This is a genomic window from Oenococcus oeni (assembly GCF_020510245.1).
GTDB classification, from domain to species: domain Bacteria; phylum Bacillota; class Bacilli; order Lactobacillales; family Lactobacillaceae; genus Oenococcus; species Oenococcus oeni.
Map to the genome: position 1 here is coordinate 381,246 of NZ_CP084701.1, position 20,047 is coordinate 401,292.

Annotated in this window: 16 protein-coding genes and 2 tRNA genes; 14 read left to right on the top strand and 4 right to left on the bottom strand. The window is 39.9% G+C overall.

Annotated elements, in window-relative coordinates; translation table 11 throughout:
- Positions 1 to 149 precede the first annotated feature (149 nt).
- Complete coding sequence (comA, locus tag J3U91_RS01920; protein ID WP_002818242.1) at positions 150 to 920, top strand: phosphosulfolactate synthase; 771 nt, start codon at positions 150 to 152, stop codon at positions 918 to 920.
- Positions 921 to 1,067: 147 nt separating this feature from the next.
- Here comA and J3U91_RS01925 read toward each other — a convergent pair.
- From J3U91_RS01925 to J3U91_RS01935, 3 genes are all read right to left on the bottom strand, one after another.
- Positions 1,068 to 1,141: transfer RNA gene (locus J3U91_RS01925), tRNA-Thr, on the bottom strand.
- Positions 1,142 to 1,233: 92 nt separating this feature from the next.
- Positions 1,234 to 2,682, bottom strand: coding sequence for a branched-chain amino acid transport system II carrier protein (gene brnQ, locus J3U91_RS01930; protein WP_002818243.1), 1,449 nt, complete (start codon positions 2,680 to 2,682; stop codon positions 1,234 to 1,236).
- Positions 2,683 to 2,931: 249 nt separating this feature from the next.
- Positions 2,932 to 3,013: transfer RNA gene (locus tag J3U91_RS01935), tRNA-Leu, on the bottom strand.
- A gap of 313 nt (positions 3,014 to 3,326) precedes the next feature.
- Here J3U91_RS01935 and rpmB point away from each other — a divergent pair.
- The 13 genes from rpmB (at position 3,327) to J3U91_RS02000 (ending at position 19,328) form a co-directional block, all read left to right on the top strand.
- Complete coding sequence (rpmB, locus tag J3U91_RS01940; RefSeq protein ID WP_002817821.1) at positions 3,327 to 3,527, top strand: 50S ribosomal protein L28; 201 nt, start codon at positions 3,327 to 3,329, stop codon at positions 3,525 to 3,527.
- An 86-nt stretch (positions 3,528 to 3,613) separates the two neighbouring features.
- The gene (locus tag J3U91_RS01945) at positions 3,614 to 3,964 is read left to right on the top strand and encodes an Asp23/Gls24 family envelope stress response protein (RefSeq protein ID WP_002818245.1); all 351 of its coding nucleotides are present in this window, start codon (positions 3,614 to 3,616) and stop codon (positions 3,962 to 3,964) included.
- Between the two features lie 9 nt (positions 3,965 to 3,973).
- The gene (locus tag J3U91_RS01950; RefSeq protein WP_002817819.1) at positions 3,974 to 5,638 is read left to right on the top strand and encodes a DAK2 domain-containing protein; all 1,665 of its coding nucleotides are present in this window, start codon (positions 3,974 to 3,976) and stop codon (positions 5,636 to 5,638) included.
- Positions 5,639 to 5,747: 109 nt separating this feature from the next.
- Positions 5,748 to 7,778: an ATP-dependent DNA helicase RecG gene (gene recG / locus J3U91_RS01955; protein ID WP_002818246.1), complete on the top strand. Its 2,031-nt coding sequence runs from the start codon at positions 5,748 to 5,750 to the stop codon at positions 7,776 to 7,778.
- Positions 7,778 to 8,824: a phosphate acyltransferase PlsX gene (gene plsX / locus J3U91_RS01960; RefSeq protein ID WP_002818247.1), complete on the top strand. Its 1,047-nt coding sequence runs from the start codon at positions 7,778 to 7,780 to the stop codon at positions 8,822 to 8,824. The genes recG and plsX overlap by 1 nt, the downstream gene beginning before the upstream one ends.
- Complete coding sequence (gene acpP, locus J3U91_RS01965) at positions 8,821 to 9,075, top strand: acyl carrier protein (RefSeq protein WP_002817817.1); 255 nt, start codon at positions 8,821 to 8,823, stop codon at positions 9,073 to 9,075. Before plsX ends, acpP begins: the two co-directional genes overlap by 4 nt.
- Positions 9,072 to 9,662, top strand: coding sequence for a hypothetical protein (locus J3U91_RS01970; protein ID WP_002818248.1), 591 nt, complete (start codon positions 9,072 to 9,074; stop codon positions 9,660 to 9,662). Before acpP ends, J3U91_RS01970 begins: the two co-directional genes overlap by 4 nt.
- A gap of 52 nt (positions 9,663 to 9,714) precedes the next feature.
- Positions 9,715 to 10,410, top strand: coding sequence for a ribonuclease III (rnc, locus tag J3U91_RS01975; protein ID WP_002818249.1), 696 nt, complete (start codon positions 9,715 to 9,717; stop codon positions 10,408 to 10,410).
- On the top strand, positions 10,407 to 13,961 hold the full coding sequence (gene smc, locus J3U91_RS01980; RefSeq protein WP_002818251.1) for a chromosome segregation protein SMC: 3,555 nt from the start codon (positions 10,407 to 10,409) through the stop codon (positions 13,959 to 13,961). Before rnc ends, smc begins: the two co-directional genes overlap by 4 nt.
- A complete protein-coding gene (gene ftsY / locus J3U91_RS01985; protein ID WP_002820259.1) occupies positions 13,958 to 15,106 on the top strand; it encodes a signal recognition particle-docking protein FtsY in 1,149 nt (382 codons plus the stop codon). The genes smc and ftsY overlap by 4 nt, the downstream gene beginning before the upstream one ends.
- Positions 15,107 to 15,421, top strand: coding sequence for a hypothetical protein (locus J3U91_RS01990; RefSeq protein WP_002817812.1), 315 nt, complete (start codon positions 15,107 to 15,109; stop codon positions 15,419 to 15,421).
- The gene (gene ffh, locus J3U91_RS01995) at positions 15,421 to 16,944 is read left to right on the top strand and encodes a signal recognition particle protein (protein WP_002818267.1); all 1,524 of its coding nucleotides are present in this window, start codon (positions 15,421 to 15,423) and stop codon (positions 16,942 to 16,944) included. Before J3U91_RS01990 ends, ffh begins: the two co-directional genes overlap by 1 nt.
- Positions 16,941 to 19,328, top strand: a complete 2,388-nt coding sequence (locus J3U91_RS02000) for an endonuclease MutS2 (RefSeq protein ID WP_002818269.1) — start codon at positions 16,941 to 16,943, stop codon at positions 19,326 to 19,328. Before ffh ends, J3U91_RS02000 begins: the two co-directional genes overlap by 4 nt.
- On the opposite strand, the gene J3U91_RS02005 is transcribed toward J3U91_RS02000, so the two are convergent.
- The gene (locus J3U91_RS02005) at positions 19,325 to 19,810 is read right to left on the bottom strand and encodes a flavodoxin domain-containing protein (RefSeq protein ID WP_002818271.1); all 486 of its coding nucleotides are present in this window, start codon (positions 19,808 to 19,810) and stop codon (positions 19,325 to 19,327) included. The two genes, J3U91_RS02000 and J3U91_RS02005, sit on opposite strands and share 4 nt — an antisense overlap.
- Positions 19,811 to 20,047 lie beyond the last annotated feature (237 nt).

Sequence of the window (20,047 nt, forward strand, 5' to 3'; positions counted from 1 at the left end):
CTTCCAAATAAATTAAAAACTCTCTTCATAATAATTAATCCCAAAAAACGCCACCCCAAAGGCGTTTTTATTTTTGCCTAAAATCCTATTAAATCATCACTTTTATAGTATTTAAAATATGTTTAATTATTAAGTGATAAAAGTAGAGCATGAATGCTTATGAATTTTTGAATTTAGGCCAGTCGAAAAAGCCGAGAAGATCCGGCCTAACTATGATGCTTGATAAAGGTTTAGGAAGCAGATCGCTCGATGATCTTCTAAATACATCTGCTGATTATATTGATTTTGCCAAATTTGGTTGGGGCACTTCGGCCGTAATTAATCGGGACTTGATAATTAATAAAACGAGTCGATATCAAGCTGCTGGAATTATGCCTTATCCTGGCGGAACTTTGCTTGAAGTTTCTGTGTTGAAGGGCAAAGTGGATCGATTTTTAAAGGAAAGCCGTGAATTGGGATTTACGGCAATTGAAGTTAGTGATGGATCAACTGAAATTACCAAAGAAGAAAGAGCGAAAATAATTAAAAAATCAAGGGAAGCCGGTTTTTATGTTATCTCCGAAGTTGGCAAGAAAAATCCGATTTTGGATCACGATTTATCTATTTCGGAAAGATTGGAACTAATTAAATCTGATTTGGCATACGGTTCAAACTATGTTCTCATTGAAGCCAGGGAGGCTGGAAAAGATATCGGAATCTATGATGCCGATGGAAATATTATTGAAGATGAATTGGAACAACTTTCCAGTCTTGGAATATCCAAATTGATCTTTGAAGCGCCACTTAAAAAACAACAAGCCGAATTGATTTTAAAATTCGGCAGTCAGATAAATCTAGGCAATATTGCTTCAGATGAAGTTGTTTCTCTGGAAACTCTGCGGCAGGGATTACGGGGAGATACAATCATCCTGCTTCATTAGAAAATTGACTATTTTGAAAGAAAGATTCCCGTTTCATTTTAACTGGCAAATCATATTTCACGAATGCAAAAAAGTGTGCTCATTCAACTGATATTCATAAATTTATTTATAAAAAAAGCCCGGAAACGAGCTTTTTAATTTATATAATGCCGACTAGAGGATTCGAACCTCCGACCCCTTCATTACTAGTGAAGTGCTCTAGCCAACTGAGCTAAGTCGGCAATTAACCAACCAAAATAGTGTAACAAATTTATTAGTAACTAGCAATTATGCTTGGTTAATTTTATTAATATTAAAAGCCTTGGGGGATGTCCTAATCGTTGACTCGTTGAACAGAATCGTCCACCAAAGCACTTTCTTGGCGATTGTTTTTAAGACTGTAAAGCAAAAGGCCAACACAGGCGCCGACTATCGAGGGAAGGAGCCAGCCGAGTCCCAAAGAAGCCAAGGGAATAAATTGATGGTAGCAACTGACCAAATTACTGATTACCGGTAGATTAGTTACTGGTAAATTAGCAAAACTATCCAATAAGGCAGCTGGAGCGACAAAAAGAAGTACGAACCTGTAAACGATTTTCGAGCGATGAAAAAAATTTGAAAAAAGCGAGAGGAAGATAAGAGCCAGCGCCAAAGGATACATCAACATCAAAACCGGTGTTGCCCAGGCGATGATATTCGTTAATCCAACATTGGCTGTTAAAAATGATCCAAAAGCAATTATACGCAGCCAGTTTAGATAACTGACTTTTGGAAAAGTTCGATGCATGTCTTGTGAAAAAGAAGCAAAGAGCCCCATCGCTGTTGTAAAAACTGCCAAAGTAACAACTAAGCCGGTAAACAGCGTTCCGAAGTTTCCGGCGTAGTGTCCAACGATTTGTGAAAAGGCAGTTGCGCCGTTTGGAGCCATTTTTAAAAGACCAAGGCTGCTAGTGCACAAAAATATAAGCGACAAATATAGTAAAACTTCAGCTAATATGCTTAATAGACCTGATTTAGCAATCATTTTAGGAACACGTTCTTTTGAATACCCGAGGCCTTCTACTGCATAGACAACCGTTACTGCCAAAGCTAAAAGGGCGATTCCATCCATCGTATTGTATCCATCCAAAAAACCTTGAAAAAAGGCGTTGTTTTGATAAGCCGGCTGAACAGCCTGCTTTAGACTTCCCATTGGCAAAACAAACGAAAGAATCACAATCGAAACGATCAAAACAAGGAACAAGGGATTCAAGTATTTAGCAATCCAAGCGACGACATTGGATTCTTTGATACTTAGATAGTATGCAAGGGCAAAGAAAATTGCCGAGAAAACCAACATACCGATTGTTTGATATTTTGCAGGCAAAAATGGCGATACTCCCATCGAGAAAGCAGTTGCTGCTGTTCTTGGGGTTCCGAAAAAAGGCCCAATCGTCAAGTGAAGCATTACAAGAAAAAGTGTTCCAAACCAAGGAGCGGCCGGTTTGGCGATATCATAAACTCCACGGCTGTGGGTCACGGCGATGGCTAATATTGCTAGGAAAGGCACCAGAGTTCCGGTTAAAAGAAATCCTAACGCGGCTGTTAGCCAGTGGCTTCCGGCCATTTGGCCGAGTTGTACCGGAAAAATCAAGTTTCCGGCTCCAAAGAACATCCCAAATATTAGAGATGCAACTAAAACGGTATTATTCCGTTTTCCTTTTTTTAACATTTTTATTTTCCCTTCTTTTTCAGCTATAAAAAAATCGACCGTTGCGATTTCCGCAGCAGGTCGATTTCTCAAGGAATATAACCACTCAGCTGCTCATCATTTTAAGATTAATGATGAGCAATACAAATCTAGCTCATCATTATTAAATAATAATGACCAAGCTAATGACGATTTGTGAAACTAGAGTTTTGTTCTGATACATTAAATACCAATTCCTTTCAATGCTTTAGAGCTATTAAAACAAGCTTTTTCCTTTTTGTCAAGAAAAATAAAAAAACATTCTCTTTTTGGAATGTTTTTACTTTGAAGATGAAATTTTAGTGCGGATGACAGGGATCGAACCTGCATGAGTTTCCTCACAGGAACCTAAATCCTGCGCGTCTGCCAGTTCCGCCACATCCGCAGAACTAATCCATTTTATCATGCAGCTGAGTAATATAGCAATAAAAAACACCGAATAAAATTCGGTGTCAGGGATTTCTTTTATAGAGAAAGTTTTTATCCATTTGGAAGGGATAGTTAATTTTTATGAAGATTGTTCTCAAGGATTCTGCTTAATCCCTTAGAACAAGACTTATTATCAAAATTGAATATTAAAGGAAATTAAAAAGGAAATTAAATGAAAATTAAAATTAAGTTTTCAAGATAACGAATTAATATTTGCATTTATCAGACAAATCGGATAGAATTTAACAGTTACATGTAAGGAGGACGCTATGGCAAAAGATGCTATTACTGGCGCGCGTACTCGTTTTGGTAATCAACGTTCACACGCTTTGAATGCCAATCGTCGTTCGTGGAAGCCGAATTTGCAAAAAGTGACCGTTAAAATCAATGGCGACGCTGCCAAAACCGTTTATCTGACTGCTCGTACTTTACGTGCAGGCTTGAAGAACGGTTCGATCGAACGAGTATAAGTTAGCCGCCCTGAGCGGCTTTTTTATATTTGTGATTCCAAGGTTCAAGACATAAATACTGTTAGAATTTAGTCAGAGGTAAAATCATGAGTTTGAAGATGAAGACTAAGATTGGTCAAGTAAACATTGGTGATGATGTTATTTCAACAATCGTTGGAACAGCAGCTTCTGAGTCTTTTGGTGTTGTTGGTATGGCATCCAAATCTTTTAAAGATGGTGTTAATCATGTACTCCAGCGCCCTAATTATGGTCGTGGAATTCTTGTGTCGGAAGAAAACGATCAACTGACGATTGATGTACATATTATTGTTGAATATGGAGCAAAATTATCGGAAGTTTCCAAGGCGGTTCAAAAGCAGGTCCGTTATTCTTTGGAGAAAAATTTGGGTGTTTTAATCAATCAAGTGAATGTAACTATCGAAGGCATCCGCGCTTAAGGAGATCAAATGGAATTAATTACGAGTGTCGAATTTGGTAGGATGATCAATGCTGCTGCCCAAATTTTGACGAAAAATGCACAACATATCAATAAGTTAAATGTTTTCCCGGTTCCTGATGGAGATACAGGCACTAATATGAGTTTGACGATGCAGTCGGGGGCTCAGTATGAACGAGATTCAACCGAAACCTCGATCGCTGCTTTGTCAGCAGCAATGTCTAAAGGCCTTTTAATGGGGGCCCGCGGGAATTCCGGTGTCATTTTGTCGCAAATTATGCGTGGGTTTACGAAATTTGTTGCTAATTTTGATACTTTGGATGCCAAACAGTTTGCCAATGCTTTAAAAGCCGGAGCCGAATCGGCCTATAAGTCTGTTATGAAACCAACCGAGGGAACCATTTTGACAGTTATTCGCGAATCTGCGGCTGCTGCCGGCGATGCGGCCGATCAATCAGATGATTTAGTCGATGTTGCGAAAGCTACATGGGATGCTTCAAAGGAGGCTTTGGCAAAGACTCCTGATTTATTACCGGTTCTTAAAGAAGTCGGCGTAGTCGATTCTGGCGGCCAGGGGCTTGTCTTTGTTTTCCAATCCTGGTACGAGGTTCTTTCTGGAAAAACTACTCAAGAAGATTTGAGTACCCCTCCCGATATGGCTCAATTTGATGAAAAAACAGATGAATTCGATGCACAGGTCTCTTTGGACCCCAAAGACATTAAATATGGCTATTGCACAACGATTCTTTTTGAGACCGGTAAAGGATCAACCTATGATCGCGAATGGAATTATGATAAATTCTATAGTTATTTATCGAAGAAAGGTGATTCTCTTCTGGTTATCGCCGATGACGGTTTGGTCAAGACTCATGTTCACACGGAAGATCCCGGTGCAATTTTAACCGAAGCAACTCATTATGGCTCGATCAAGTGGGTCAAGATAGACAACATGCGCGATCAGCAACAGGCAGTAATTGATCGAGTTGCCAAAGAACAGGCCAGTCAGCCTAAAAAACCAATAGAAACGGCTGTTATCACGGTTGCTTCCGGTCATGGAGTTTCGGAACTTTTCAAATCGATGGGTGTCACCGACGTAATAACCGGCGGCCAGACAATGAATCCTTCAACAAAAGATTTGTTAAACGCAATTACATCTAGCAAAGCGAAAAATGCGATTATTATTCCTAATAATGCCAATATATTTATGGCTGCCAGTCAAGCTGCCGATATGTCGAAAATTCCGGTTGAAATTGTTAAATCAAAAACAATTCAGCAAGGTTTAACTGCAATGTTGGGCTTTAATCCAGATGCAGATGTAAAAGAAAACGCAAGCGAAATGACGGCTCAGCTCTCAACTGTTAAATCAGCCGAAGTCACCAAAGCAGTTCGTGATACTAGTATTGACGGCAAAAGTATCAAACGTGGCGAATATATCGGAATCGTTGACGGCAAAATTCAGGCCAATGGCCGCCGTTTGAGAGACGTAGCGATTAATTCCGTGAAGGCGATGCTTGATGACGATTCAGAAATCGTAACAATAATTTATGGTAGCCAATCAAATCAAAAAGAGTCCGAGCAACTGACCAAGGCAATTTCCAAACTTGATAACAATTTGGAAACGGAAATTCACGAAGGCGACCAGCCCTTATATCCTTTCTTGATTTCGGTCGAATAACTTTTAAAAATAGGATGGATTTTTCATCCTATTTTATTTTGTGCTAAAAGTATTTCCGATTGTTTTTAGTTAAATAACCAATCATAAATTTAAGTAATATAATCTTTCTGTGAGTCTTTTTGATTCAATTACAGAACTTTCCGGCGTTGGACAAAAACGGGCTGAAATTCTAAAACAGCTGGGAATTTTAAATATCGAAGATCTTTTGACTTATTATCCTTTTCGTTATGATGATTTGGAGTCCCGTCTTCCGAGCCAAACTGATGATGGCCAAAAGGTAACTTTTAAGGGAATGGTTAGTTCCCAGCCGACCATTTCTAGATTTGGTTACAAAAAATCAAGAATTGCTTTTCGACTTTTGATCGGGCATGATAATATTTCAGTCTCTTTTTTTAATCAGCCTTGGTTAAAAGAACAGATTGAAATTGGAAAGGAAATGGCGATCTTCGGGACTTATGATGCTGTTCATGAAGCTTTAAAGGGCCAGAGAATCATTCACGCCGAGAATGATTCATTAGCGGCAATTTACCCATCAAATCAGGCGATTCATCAAAAAACGATTCAACAATTGATTGAAAATGCCTATGCTAAATATGCCGATCAAATTAATGATATTATTCCAAGAAGATTGATGTTGGCTTATCGCTTGCTATCACGAAAAAAACAGATTCACGATATGCATTTTCCCGATTCGGCTGAGAATGCCAAGCTGGCACGTCGTTCGGCTGCTTTCGAAGAGTTTTTTATTTTCCAGATGCGTTTACAGTTAATGAGAATTTCTGCTGGAAAAAACCGTGGCAGGGAAATTGAATACAATTCAGAAATTCTCAATGACTTTATTGCAAAACTTCCTTATTCCCTAACTGATGCGCAAAAAAAAGTTATTCAGGAAATTTTATTGGATTTAAAACGGCCGATTCATATGAATCGTTTGTTGCAGGGGGATGTTGGTTCCGGCAAGACGGTCGTAGCCGCTATTGCGATGTTGGCTTGTTATAGTGCCGGTCTTCAGGCAGCGATTATGGTACCAACGGAAATTCTTGCTCAACAACACGCTATTAATCTCAGCAATTTATATCAATCGGCCGGACTCAATCTTAGGATTGAATTGTTGACCTCGGGTCTCAAGGCGGCAGCTCGGCGGCAGATTTTAGCAGATCTGGAAAGTGGCGAGATCGATATTGCCGTTGGCACTCATGCTCTGATTCAAGCGGATGTTCATTTTTATAATTTGGGTTTGGCCGTCATTGACGAGCAGCATCGGTTTGGCGTCAAGCAGCGAGCAAGATTACGGGAACAAGGACAAAATCCAGATATCTTGGCCATGACGGCAACTCCGATTCCACGTACATTAGCGATTACCGCTTATGGTGAAATGGATGTTTCAACAATTGATCAATTGCCTAACGGGCGCCGTCCAATTATCACTAAATGGGTTAAAAGCAATCAATTTGATAATGTTTTTGATTGGGTGAAAACACAATTAGCCGCTGGGGCTCAAGTTTATGTTGTTACCCCATTGATTGAAGAATCGGAGACTTTGGATGTTCAGAATGCCGTTTTAATTTATGACCGTTTAAAAGAAGAATTAAAACCTTATCGGATCGGTCTACTTCATGGGCGGTTGACGAATGATGAAAAGCAGCAGGTGATTAACGATTTTTCAACCAACCGAGTGCAGGTACTGGTTACGACGACCGTGATTGAAGTTGGTGTCGATATCAAGAATGCCACGATTATGGTAATCCTGGATGCCGACCGTTTCGGCATTGCTCAGTTGCACCAGTTGCGGGGACGGGTTGGTCGCGGCAAGAAACAGTCTTATGCTATTCTTGTTTCCGATCCCAAAACCCAATATGGAATCGACCGAATGGAGGCAATTGTTTCTACGAACGATGGTTTTGCTTTGGCGGAAAAGGATTTGAAGCTGCGGGGGCCGGGCGATGTAATTGGAATAAAACAAGCTGGGATGCCGGAATTTAATGTTGGCGATCCAATCCATGATTTAAAAATGATGGAAACAGCTCAACAATCGGCGATCGAAATTACGAGCCAGTCTAACTGGGATGCTGACAAAGAAAACGCTGAACTGGTAAAATATTTGTCGTTAACGATGTATCGATATAAGGACTTTGATTAATGGATAAAACATATACAATTGCTATTGATGCAATGGGCGGCGATAATGCGCCGGAAGAGATCGTGAAAGGGGCCTTGCTGGCCCGGGACAAATACAAGAATTTGCATTTGAATCTATACGGTGACAAAGGAAAGATTCTTGAACTGATTGGCGAGACCAAACAGGACAGAATTAAGATCATTAACACAACCGAGATGATTGAAATGGGTGAAGAACCCGTTAAGGCTGTACGCAAGAAAAAGGATTCTTCAATGGTTGTTGCCACTAATGCTGTCAAAGGTGGAAGCGCCGATGCCTTATTTTCGGCCGGAAATACCGGAGCACTTTTAGCCAGTGGCATTTTTATTGTCGGCCGAATATCAGGAATTGAACGTCCCGGACTGTTAACGGTGTTGCCGTCGGTCGATGACCCCAAACGCCAATGGGTTTTTATGGACGTGGGCGCTAATGCCGAGGTCAAACCAAGTTACCTTTATCAATTTGCGGTGCTTGGTAATTTCTATGCAACGCACGTTTTAAAAAAGCCGAATCCGGAAGTTAAATTATTGAATAACGGAACTGAAGAGGATAAAGGCGATAAAATTCATATTCAAGCCTATCAACTTTTAAAGAACGGCAAGCAACTTAATTTCACTGGAAATATTGAAAGCCGGGAATTATTAAATGGCCATGCCGATGTGGTTGTTGCCGATGGTTTTTCCGGAAATGCTGCTTTAAAAGCGATTGAAGGAACAGCTTTAACAATGTTTGCCGGTTTAAGAAAGATTCTTGTGAATGGTAGTTTGAAGACGAAAATCGGCGCCGCTTTGGTTAAACCGGCCCTAAAAGAATTTTCTTCGGTGCTGGACTATAATAACGCAGGTGGAGCCGTAATCGCCGGTGTCAAGGCACCAGTTGTCAAGACGCACGGATCAGCAAAAGCAAAGACTGTTTCCAATACAATTGGTCAAATCAAGATAATGCTGGAGTCGAATTTGGTTCCCGATATTACTAAATATGTTGATGAAAACAAAGATCAATTCAAGATTATTTTGGAGGAGAAATGAATAAAGATGAAATTGCTGCTCAACTAGCAGATGAAGTTTCTAAACGCTTTGGTTTATCAAAATCAAAAATTACCCCGGATTTGGATTTTACAAAGGATGTCAACGCCGATTCAATCGATTTTGTTGAATTGGTGATGGAATTAGAAGATAAATATGATATTGAAATTTCCGATGACGATGCTGCCAAGCTGATTACTTTCCAATCGACTGTCGACTATCTCTATGATCATGCGAGTAAAAAAGCTTCATGAGAAACACTCGAGAACCTTTTCAATCTTTAAAAATCATCACGGTCGTTTTGGATTTTCTTGGAATTCTTAGCGGATTATTTTATGGGTTAATTACCCTAGGTAGTAATTATCTGACTTCAGCCGAGATAGCGGATTTTGGAAAAAATAATTTGCAAGCCGCACTTTTGATCTGGGGTGTTTTATTAATGACGGTCCCTGGCTCGATAATGCTGATTCTGCATATTATCGGTTTGATAAATTTTCGCCGGGTCGATTATCCTCTAACAGGTCACATTCTTGGAATAATTGCTGCGGTTTTTTCGATTGTTGCCATCCTCTTTTGGTTAACGCCTTTTCTTTATTTGCTGGCCGGAATCTTTCTTCTGGTAGCCCGCAAAAAGGGTCCTTTAATTAAGAATGAAGGTGATTCTAAGGATAATTATGTCGGCGCCGGGAAAATAACAGCAGCTGATTTGTATCCCGATCGAACCGAAGAATTACCAAATATGGATAATACAGTTGTCGAAATCAGAGCCTATCTTGATTCAAAAGGAATCAAGTATAAAAAGTCTTCTAGAAAAAGCGATCTATTAAAATTAATAAAATGAAAATGCCCGTCTGTCTTTGTCTGATGGGCATTTTGATATAATTGAAGGGTTAATGAATAATATTCAAAAAGGTATAAAAGAAGATTTTGGAATTGAATTTGCTAATCAGGATTTATTGCTTGAGGCTTTTACTCAGGGCAATTATTTAAATGAACATCCTGAAGAAAAGGGTCGCGACTATCAGCGACTGGAGTTTTTAGGCGATTCTGTTATGCAATTGATTGTGGCCGACTATTTATTTACTCGCTATCCTGCTTGGGAAGAAGGCCAGTTGACAGAAATGCGAATTGCGATGGTACAAAGCAAGTCTTTCTCTCATTTTGCCAGATTGGCCGGTTTTAACCGTTATATTCGTTTGGGAAAAGGTGAGGAACTTTCCGGAGCTCGTAATCGCGATAGTCTCTTGGAAGATATTTGGGAAGCATTTATCGGTGCTTTATATAAGGATCAAGGCGCTAAAGCGGTTTTTACTTTTTTAAATAAGGCCTTTTTTCCAGCGATCGATGAAGGTTTTTTTGAAGAATTTATTGATTACAAATCCAAATTACAGGAATTGCTTCAAAAGGCCGGCTCGGTTGATATTGAATATAAAGTTGAAAATGAAGATCTTTCCGACCCCCAAAAACCGCATTTTGAAGTAACTGTCTTCGTAAACGATAAAGCAATTGGTTCCGGTTCCGGACGCTCAATAAAAATCGCCGAAAAGCGGGCTGCTAAAAAAGCCTATCAGGATGTGACGCCCAGATGAAATTAAAGTCATTGGAAATTAATGGTTTTAAGTCCTTTGCTGATAAGACAGTCATTGATTTTATGCCTGGCATGACTGGAATCGTTGGACCAAACGGTTCTGGAAAATCAAATATTATTGAGGCGATTCGTTGGGTAATGGGTGAACAATCGGCTAAGGGTTTGCGTGGCAATACAATGGCTGATGTTATTTTTGGCGGCTCAAAAAAACGACCAGCCTTAGGCCGGGCTTCGGTTTCGATGACAATTGATAATTCTGACCACTACCTGCATTCAGCTTTTGACGAAGTACAAATTTCCCGCCGTTTGTATCGCAATGGGGATGCTGAATATCTAATCAATGGAGTTAAGTCCCGTTTAAAAGATATTACCGATCTTTTTGTCGATACTGGATTGGGTCGTGAATCTTTTTCGATTATTAATCAGGGCAAAGTTGAAGCTATTTTTAACGCTAAAGCCGAAGATCGCCGAGCAATTATCGAGGATGTTGCCGGTGTTTTTAAATACAAACAAAATAAAAACAAAAGTCAAAATCAATTACTTCAGACTCAGGAAAATTTGGATCGTTTACTTGATATTATCAAAGAAATTTCCGATCGTTTGCAACCCCTTGAAAAGCAGGCCGACGAAGCTGAAGAATTTTTATCTTTGCGTAAACAATTCGATCGGTTGAAACTTGTTAAAATCGCCCGCGTTAAAAAAGATTTGTCTGCAAAAGAGTTGACTACGCAAAGCGAAATAACTGCTTTGACCAAAAAAATCGAGCAGGTTGAAAAAAAATTAGGTGATAAAACTTCCAAAGAAGACCTAATCGACAGCCAGTCAAACGAACTTGAAAGCAAGTTAAACAACTTAAACCATTTGGTTGAGGAGTTAACGCAAAAATATGAGCATGCTTTGGGAGAAAATAATTTACAGAAACAAAAGCGCGATTCGCTAGAACATAATCGCGATCTTTTAAATAGTGAACAGACGAAATTAAAACAGCAATTACAGGAACTAGCTGATAAGACCAATCGTTTAAAGCAACAAATCGAAGAGGAGAAAAAATCCCAAGAAAAAGCCGAGCAACAGGTTAAAGAAATCACTGACAAATTAGCAAAAAGCGGTCAACTCAGTGAACAGGATAAGTTGGCAAATTTACGAAATAATTATGTTCAATCAATGCAGGATGCTGCTTCTCTTTCCAATCAATTAATTAATCTGGACAAAGAAAAATTGCGTTACGATGCCCGAAAAAAAAGTTTGTCGACTCTTTCCCAGCAGTTGAAGGAAAAACTTTCTGAAAAGCGAGCCGCTTTGAATAAAATCGAAAATTCCGAATCTGCTTCAAAGGACAGCAAAGATCTTGAGGAACAATCAGCACATTTTTCCAAGCAGTTAAATCAAAAAAAAGCCGAACTCTCCGCTTTGGAGAAGCAACACAGCGATTTGCTTGCTAGTTACAATCAGATTCGAATCAGGTCCGAATCATTACAAAATGCAAATGCTAATTTGGATTTATTTGTTGGGGTCAGAAATTTATTGGCCAATCGTCAGAGCTTTCCCGGCCTTTTTGGAACAGTTGCCGAATTAATTAAAGTCGACGCCCAATACGCTCTTGCAATCGAAACGGCTCTGGGAGCCGGACTGCAGAATATTGTTGTCGATAGTCAGTCAACGGCCAAAAAGGCGATTGAATTTTTGACCTCCCGGCGGCTTGGTCGAGTAACTTTTTTGCCGATCGAAGTGATTAAGGCGCGCTATCTACCGGCTAATATTAGGTCTCAACTTGATCAGGAAAAAGATTTTATTGGAATTGGCGCCGCCTTAATTAGAAGCGAAAAAAAATATTCCAATATTATTGAAAATCTGCTTGGTACAACTTTGATAGCTGCTAATTTGAATGCTGCCTTTAGAATTTCAAAGTTATTAAATCAGCGTTATCGGGTAGTGACTATTGATGGCCATATCGTGAATGCTGGTGGTTCGATTACCGGAGGAGCCAATCGCCATCAAAGTGGCCTGCTTTCGAAAAGGGCCGAATTGGATCAGTTAAACAAACAACTTGACGATTTAAAAAAAGAGGGACAGAAGGTTAATCAACTTATCGATGATTCTCAAAAAGAGATTGCTGTTGATGAAAACAAGTTTATTGAATTAAGAAACTCGATTGTTGCTAAAAAGGAATCGTTGCAGCTTCAAGTCGGCGGCAAAAAAATTGCCGAAGATGCTTTAAACCAGGCAGAAAAACAATTTCAATCCAATCAACTTGAAATTAACCAACTGGAAGATGAATTTTCTTCTATTCCAAAAACAAGAGAAAAGTTAGCTGCCCAAGTTGAATCACTGCAGGAAAAGAATGATCAGCTTTCCAGCGAAATTAATACTTTGGAAGTTAGTCTGCTTGATGCACGTTCTTCGGCGAAGCAACAAAACAGCCGTTTGTTAACTTCACGGGAAAATTTGGCGGCAATAAAAGTTCAAATCCAAGCTGATTCCAAGCAAGCCGGAGAATTATCTGATCAAAAAAATCGTCTCGGTAATGAGCTATCCGATAATCAAAAACAAATCGATTTGTTAAACAATCAACTGGAAGTTCTTGATAATACTTTAAAGAACACAGGAAATGCCGAACAAATCTCTGATAATTTAAAGTCGGTTAATCTAAATCGCGACCAATTTGTTGAAAAAAAACAGAAATTGAATCAAGAAGAAAACAGCTTAAAAGTAGAGATTAACCAACTCCAATTGGAGCTGCGCCAATTGTTGGATCGCAAAAATCGTTTTGATACAAAATTAGCAACTGTTAAAAGCCGTCTGGATGAAAATTTACAGGATTTAAAGGATATTGGAGAACCGGATATTTCCAAACTTGATTTATTGGAAAAAGAAGATTTCCAAAGTATTTTCAGTCGCTTAAATGCTTTAAAGAGCGAGTTGGCAAAACATAACGCTGTTAACTTGGCAGCAATCGACGAATTAAAAAGAGTCAAAGAGCGTTATGATTTTCTAACCGGTCAGCGTGATGACTTAATCACTGCTTCAGAAAATCTAAAAGTTGCCATGCAGGAAATGGATCATGAAGTCGTTACGCGTTTTAAGAAGACTTTTGATGCGGTTGCCGAACAATTTAAAAGAACTTTTTCCGAACTTTTTGCCGGTGGCCAGGCTAGCCTTGAGCTAACAGATCCAAAAGATTTATTAACAAGCGGAATTGAAATTCGTGTTCAGCCGCCTGGAAAAAAACTTCAACGTTTGTCACTGTTGTCAGGCGGAGAAAAAGCTTTAACAGCGATTGCTTTATTATTGGCGATTTTATTGGTTCATCCGGTTCCCTTTGCGATTCTGGATGAAACCGAAGCTGCTCTTGATGAATCGAATGTTGATAATTTTGGCCGTTTCCTTCGCGATTTTGGCGAGAATACACAATTTATCGTAATTACTCATCGCAAAGGAACGATGCGCTATGCTAATGTTCTATATGGAGTCACGATGCAGGAGCCTGGTGTTTCAACAATGGTTTCGGTTGATTTGGAGAAAGCCGGTACCGCCTTGGAGGATGTGAAATGAGTTTATTTGATCGTTTGCGCGGACGAAAAAAGGATGAAGAAAATGAAAAGAAATCCTTTTTCAATCGAGTTAAGGATACTTTTGCGCCTTTACCTTTAGACAGCGAAGAGGACCAGCCTGAAAATAAATTGTCGCTGGAAGAAACAAAGAAACCTTCTGCCAACAAGAAAAAGGTTTCGGAATCCGAAGAGCAGGTCCAATATAAAGAAGATCTTGAAGCGAATTCTTATGAAGAGGGATTGACGAAGACCCGTTCCAGTTTCTCTGAAAAATTTAAAATGCTGATGGCCAATTTTCGGGCTGTCGATGAGGATTTTTTTGAAGAACTCGAAGAAACTTTGATTGCCGCCGATGTCGGTTTCGAAATGGCTTTAAAGATTTCAAACGAATTGCAGGATGAGGTTCGGCTTAAAAATGCAAGCAGCAAAAAAGATGTTCAAAATACGATCATTGAAAAATTAGTCAACGTTTATGATCAGGCCGGCAATGGTGAAAACAATGAAATGCTGTTCGCCGAAGCAGGCCAACCATCCGTTTTTCTTTTTGTTGGTGTTAATGGGGTTGGTAAAACAACCACAATCGGCAAAATGGCCAGTTTTTATAAAAAACAGGGCAAAAAGGTTTTGTTGGCGGCCGCCGATACTTTTCGGGCCGGAGCAACCGAACAATTAGTCGAATGGGCCCACCGCGATCAGGTTGATGTCGTGACTGGAAAAGAGAAATCCGATCCTGCCTCGGTTGTTTTCGACGGGGTAAAAAAATCGATTGATGGTCACTATGATATTTTGTTTGTCGATACTGCCGGACGCTTGCAAAACAATGATAACTTGATGCGCGAGTTGGAAAAAATGAAGAAAATCATCACTCGTCAATTACCGAATGCTCCACAAGAAGTCCTTCTGGTTTTGGATGCGACAACCGGTCAGAATGCCTTGCAGCAGGCCCGCCTATTTAAAGATTCGACCGACGTTACCGGATTGGTTTTAACCAAATTGGACGGTACCGCAAAAGGTGGAATTGTTTTAGCAATAAGACAAGAACTTCATTTACCGGTTAAATGGGTTGGCTTGGGCGAAAAAGTCGACGACTTGGAGCCTTTTAATGCTGACGAATTTGTCTATGGATTATTCAAGGATTTGATTTAATTGGAATTAGCTGAAAAACAATTATCAACGGAACTATTCGCTTTTTACGGCCCACTTATATCAAAAAAACAACAAAATGATTTGCAAGCTCTTCTTGTTGACGACCTTGGGGTGTCTGAAATTGCCGAAAACGAAGGTATTAGCCGTCAGGCGGTTTCTGATCGGATCAGACATGCTTTAGACAGTCTTAATGAGTTTGAATCTAAACTGCATTTAAGAGAAAATTATCTTGAACGAAGAAAAATTGAAGATCAGTTAGAAATTAAATTTGATCGAAAATTGTTACATAAATTAATTGATTTGGAAGAAAAATAATGGCATTTGAAAATCTTACATCCAGAATCCAAACAGCAATGAAGACTTTGTCCGGAAAGGGCAAAGTTTCCGAAACCGATCTCGATGAGACCTTGCGAGAAATTCGCTTGGCTTTGCTTGAGGCCGATGTTAATTTAAAAACGGCCAGAAATTTCATCAAGCAGGTCAGAGATAAAGCTCTTGGAGCTAAAGTTCTTGAAGGTTTGAACCCTTCCGAACAAGTTGTTAAAATCGTTAACGACCAGTTAACCGCGATGATGGGCGAAAAGGCCGTTCCGTTGAATAAATCATCGAAAATTCCAACGGTTATCATGATGGCTGGTCTGCAAGGTGCTGGTAAAACCACGACTGTTGCTAAACTAGCTAATCGTTTAAAAGACGAAAATCATGCTCGTCCGCTTTTGATTGCTGCCGATGTTTACCGTCCGGCCGCGATTGAACAATTAAAAAGTCTTGGCGATCAGCTTTCGATTCCTGTTTTTGATGAAGGCGTCGGCGAGAATCCTCGTAAAATTGTTGAAGACGGTTTGAAGCAGGCTCGTGAAAATAAAAATGACTACGTTTTTATTGATACCGCCGGTCGTTTACAAATCGATCAGGTTTTGATGCAGGAACTAAAAGACATTGAAAAGATGGCCGAGCCTGATGAGATTCTTTTAACTGTTGATGCAATGACCGGTCAAAACGCTACTGAGACGGCTCGTGGATTCAATGATGCTTTGGGAATTACCGGAGTTGTTTTGACAAAACTTGATGGTGATACACGTGGCGGTGCAGCTCTATCGATTCGTGAGGTTACCGGCAAGCCAATTAAATTTGTTGGTGAAGGCGAGAAAGTAACCGACCTTGATGTCTTTTATCCGGATCGTATGGCAAGCCGGATTCTTGGAATGGGTGATGTTCTTTCACTGATTGAAAAAACACAAAAGGATTTTGACGAAAAACAAGCTTCGGAGCAGTTGCAGAAACTCCAGGAAAATACTTTTGATTTCAACGATTTTCTTGAACAGCTTAAGCAGATCCAAAATATGGGTCCGATGGAAGATATGCTGAAGATGATTCCCGGCATGGCGAATAATCCTGCTATGGCACAAGCTCAAATCGGTCCGAAAGATTTCAGCCATATGGAAGCAATTGTCTATTCAATGACTCCAGGTGAGCGTGTTGATCCGGAGTTGTTGACTCCTGCTCGTCGTCGTCGAATTGCGGCTGGCTCTGGTCGCCCGGTTGTCGATGTGAACAGGTTGATTAAACAATTTAAGCAAATGCGTCAGATGATGTATAAATTTACCAACGGCAAGGGTGGCTTGCCGGCTGGCATGGAAGATATGCTCGGCGGAATGGATCCCAGTGCGATGGGGGTCGATCCATCGCAGCTTGGCGATCTCAATGCTGGTGGCTTTCCTGGACTTGGCGGATCCGGAAAAGGCGGCCTGGGTGGCAAAGTTGCAGATTTTGCCATGAAAAGAGCCTTTAAGAAGATTAAAAAAGCTAAAAAAAAGCGAAATAAAAGGCATAAATGAATACAAAAATTCTAGAAACTTTAGAGTTCGACGAAATTAAGAATCGACTTGATTCTTTTTTAGTGACTGCTAAAGGGAAAGAAAAATTAAATAGTTTAATACCAGCTGATAATAAAGAAGATGTCGCTATTTTATTGGATCAAACAAGCGATGCCTTGTTAATCGACCGTCGGCGTGGTGGCCTGCCGATCAGGAAAACCAACGACCTTACGGAAATTTTCAAGAGATTAAAATTGAAAGCCGTTTTAGGCACGAGCGAGCTGGCTGATCTTAAATCTTCCCTTCAATCAGGCCAGGAGATTAGCGATTTTATTGCGACGATCAAGGATGAAATTTGGTCTGAAAATCTCCGACAAATTCTTTTTATTATTAATAGATTAACCGATTTCTCGGTCCTGGCAAAACGTCTTGCCCTTACGGTTGATGATCAGGGAACGGTTCTTGATACAGCTTCGGAAGAATTGGCTCATATTAGAAAAAATATTTCGACGACACAAAATAACGTTCGTACTTTACTTGTCAAGATGACAAAGGGTCATGATGCAAAATATTTGTCCGAACCGATTATTTCAACCCGTGATGGAATTTTGGTTCTACCGGTAAAATCGGAAAATCGTAAACATTTTGGTGGGGTTGTTCATGACCAAAGCCAATCCGGACTTACTTTATACATTGAACCGCAAGCGACAGTTGATCTAAATAATCACCTTCACGAGCTGGAAATGGCACAGATTCGAGAAATCAATTCGATTTTGATTGATATTTCTCAACAATTGTTTCCATTTTATGAACAATTAAAGTTGAACGATGATCTGATCGGTGAATTGGATCTGATTCAGGCCAAGGCAAAACTTGCAAATTCGATGAATGCGATTAAACCACATTTAAATGACGAGAAAGTGATTGATTTAAAAAATGCCCGTCATCCCCTGTTGGCCAGCGATTCTGTCGCCAACGATATTCAATTGGGCAGAGATCATATCTCTTTAATTATTACCGGTCCTAATACGGGCGGTAAAACAGTTCTTATTAAAACTCTTGGATTAGAGCTCTTAATGGCTCAGACCGGGATTTTTATCACTGCCGGCAGTGATTCTTCGATTTATGTTTTTAACAATATTTTTGCAGACATTGGCGATGAACAGAGTCTTGAACAGTCGCTTTCAACTTTTTCATCGCATATGGAAAATATTAAAAATATTTTGCAACAAGCTGACCGAAATTCACTGGTTCTTCTAGATGAATTGGGAGCTGGAACTGATCCCGGCGAGGGAGCGGCTTTAGCGATGGCAATTGTCGAGAGCCTCTCTAAACGAACAATTCTTAATTTAATAACGACTCACTATCCGGAATTGAAAGTTTTTGCCGATCAGAAGGATTTTGCAATCAACGCCAGCATGGAATTCGATCCGCGAACTTTTAGTCCAACCTATCGTCTTTTGCTTGGTGTCCCAGGGCAATCGAATGCGATTGCTATTTCGCGGCGATTGGGCTTCAATGAAGATATTTTACGTTTGGCCGAATCCTATGTCGATCCTCAAAATCAAGAACTGAATAATTTGATTAAGGGTCTTGTTGCTCAAAGACGAGATTTGTCCAAGGAAGAAAATGAACTCAGGAATCAGCTTTCAAGAGCAGAGCAAGAAAGAAAGCAGCTTAATCAGCAGCTAAACGAATTCGAGCAAAATAAAGCCAAGGAGATAATGGATGCCAAGAACAAGGCCAACCATATCGTTTCTTCTGTTCGTCAGGAATCGAAGCAGCTTTTGGATCAAATTCGTCGCGAACGATTAAAGGCAGGTTCTTCCACTGGCAAAAACGAGCAACAACTGAAAAAAATTGCCGACCAAATCGACGATCTCCATCAGGATACTTCTCTTGAAAAGAATCGCGTTCTAAAAAGAGCCAAATCAGCCAAGCAATTTAGAGTTGGTGAAGAGGTGATGGTTAGTTCCTATCATCAAAGCGGAACTATTATAGATAAAATTTCCAATCATGAGTGGCAGGTCCAACTTGGTATTTTGAAGATGAACGTTGATGAAAACGATCTGGAAAAGTTATCGACCGATCAGGAAAAGAAAATTAACGAACCGGTTCATCGCGTTAAAAATACCAGGGTCTTTAAAACAGCTTCAAAGAATATTTCTGGTCATATAGATTTGCGCGGAGAACGTTACGAACAAGCGATGATCGATTTGGATCGTTATATCGATCAAGCTATGCTGAATAATATCGATACAATCGAAATCATTCATGGAAAAGGCACGGGAGCTCTTCGCAAAGGCGTTACACAGATGCTTCGTTCCGATCGACGCATCAAACATTATCAATTCGCCAATCCCAATGGAGCCGGGGATGGAGCAACAATCGTCGAACTCAGTTAGTTGCTGGCGGCAAGTAGCTCGCTAACACATTTTTTGATTGCCGGGGCATCCGATTCATCGGGCGCGAGTTGAATTTTAACTGGGCTGGTTGCTAAATTAGCACCGGTTTTTTTAATTTGTTCGGCAAAGGTATCAACGGCTTTGCAGTAATCCTTGCCGTAAAATTTATCTCCGGAACCAAGAATTGCACAAATTTTGTCTGTCCAATCGATTTCCTGCATATCATCAAAGAAATCCAAAGATTCGTCAGGAATGGATCCGTTGTCATAGGTATAGCAGACCAGCACAATAATATCCGAATCCTCCAAATCGAAAATATCAGTGTCGTCGAATTCGTGAATTTCCGGTGTTTGACCTCTTTTTTTGAATTCATTTGCGACTGCATTGGCAAGCAGTTCGTTGTTTCCTGTAATTGTGGCGTAAATTATATCGACTTTCACAGACTCTATTTTAGTCGAAAATTTTTTTGCAAGCGCTTTCAAATTATGCTATATTATCAATAGGCAATGAGTTACCAGCTTCAGTAATGAGGAAGTGATGTAGCAATTTGTGACCATGAAATTATATAGATTCTTTTCGAAATATGTTTTTCGACCAAATAATACATTGCTGGTCATAAGAGTTGCGAAATTCAAATAATAGCTCACTGCTAGTAGACAATCTTTGTATATATCTGACCTGCCAAATTCGGTAGGTTTTTTATTTTCCTTGAAATCGAT

Coding starts and splice junctions, on each gene's coding strand:
- comA (WP_002818242.1), top strand. CDS start 150: ATGAATGCTTATGAATTTTTGAATTTAGGCCAGTCGAAAAAGCCGAGA.
- rpmB (WP_002817821.1), top strand. CDS start 3,327: ATGGCAAAAGATGCTATTACTGGCGCGCGTACTCGTTTTGGTAATCAA.
- J3U91_RS01945 (WP_002818245.1), top strand. CDS start 3,614: ATGAGTTTGAAGATGAAGACTAAGATTGGTCAAGTAAACATTGGTGAT.
- J3U91_RS01950 (WP_002817819.1), top strand. CDS start 3,974: ATGGAATTAATTACGAGTGTCGAATTTGGTAGGATGATCAATGCTGCT.
- plsX (WP_002818247.1), top strand. CDS start 7,778: ATGGATAAAACATATACAATTGCTATTGATGCAATGGGCGGCGATAAT.
- acpP (WP_002817817.1), top strand. CDS start 8,821: ATGAATAAAGATGAAATTGCTGCTCAACTAGCAGATGAAGTTTCTAAA.
- J3U91_RS01970 (WP_002818248.1), top strand. CDS start 9,072: ATGAGAAACACTCGAGAACCTTTTCAATCTTTAAAAATCATCACGGTC.
- rnc (WP_002818249.1), top strand. CDS start 9,715: ATGAATAATATTCAAAAAGGTATAAAAGAAGATTTTGGAATTGAATTT.
- smc (WP_002818251.1), top strand. CDS start 10,407: ATGAAATTAAAGTCATTGGAAATTAATGGTTTTAAGTCCTTTGCTGAT.
- ftsY (WP_002820259.1), top strand. CDS start 13,958: ATGAGTTTATTTGATCGTTTGCGCGGACGAAAAAAGGATGAAGAAAAT.
- ffh (WP_002818267.1), top strand. CDS start 15,421: ATGGCATTTGAAAATCTTACATCCAGAATCCAAACAGCAATGAAGACT.
- J3U91_RS02000 (WP_002818269.1), top strand. CDS start 16,941: ATGAATACAAAAATTCTAGAAACTTTAGAGTTCGACGAAATTAAGAAT.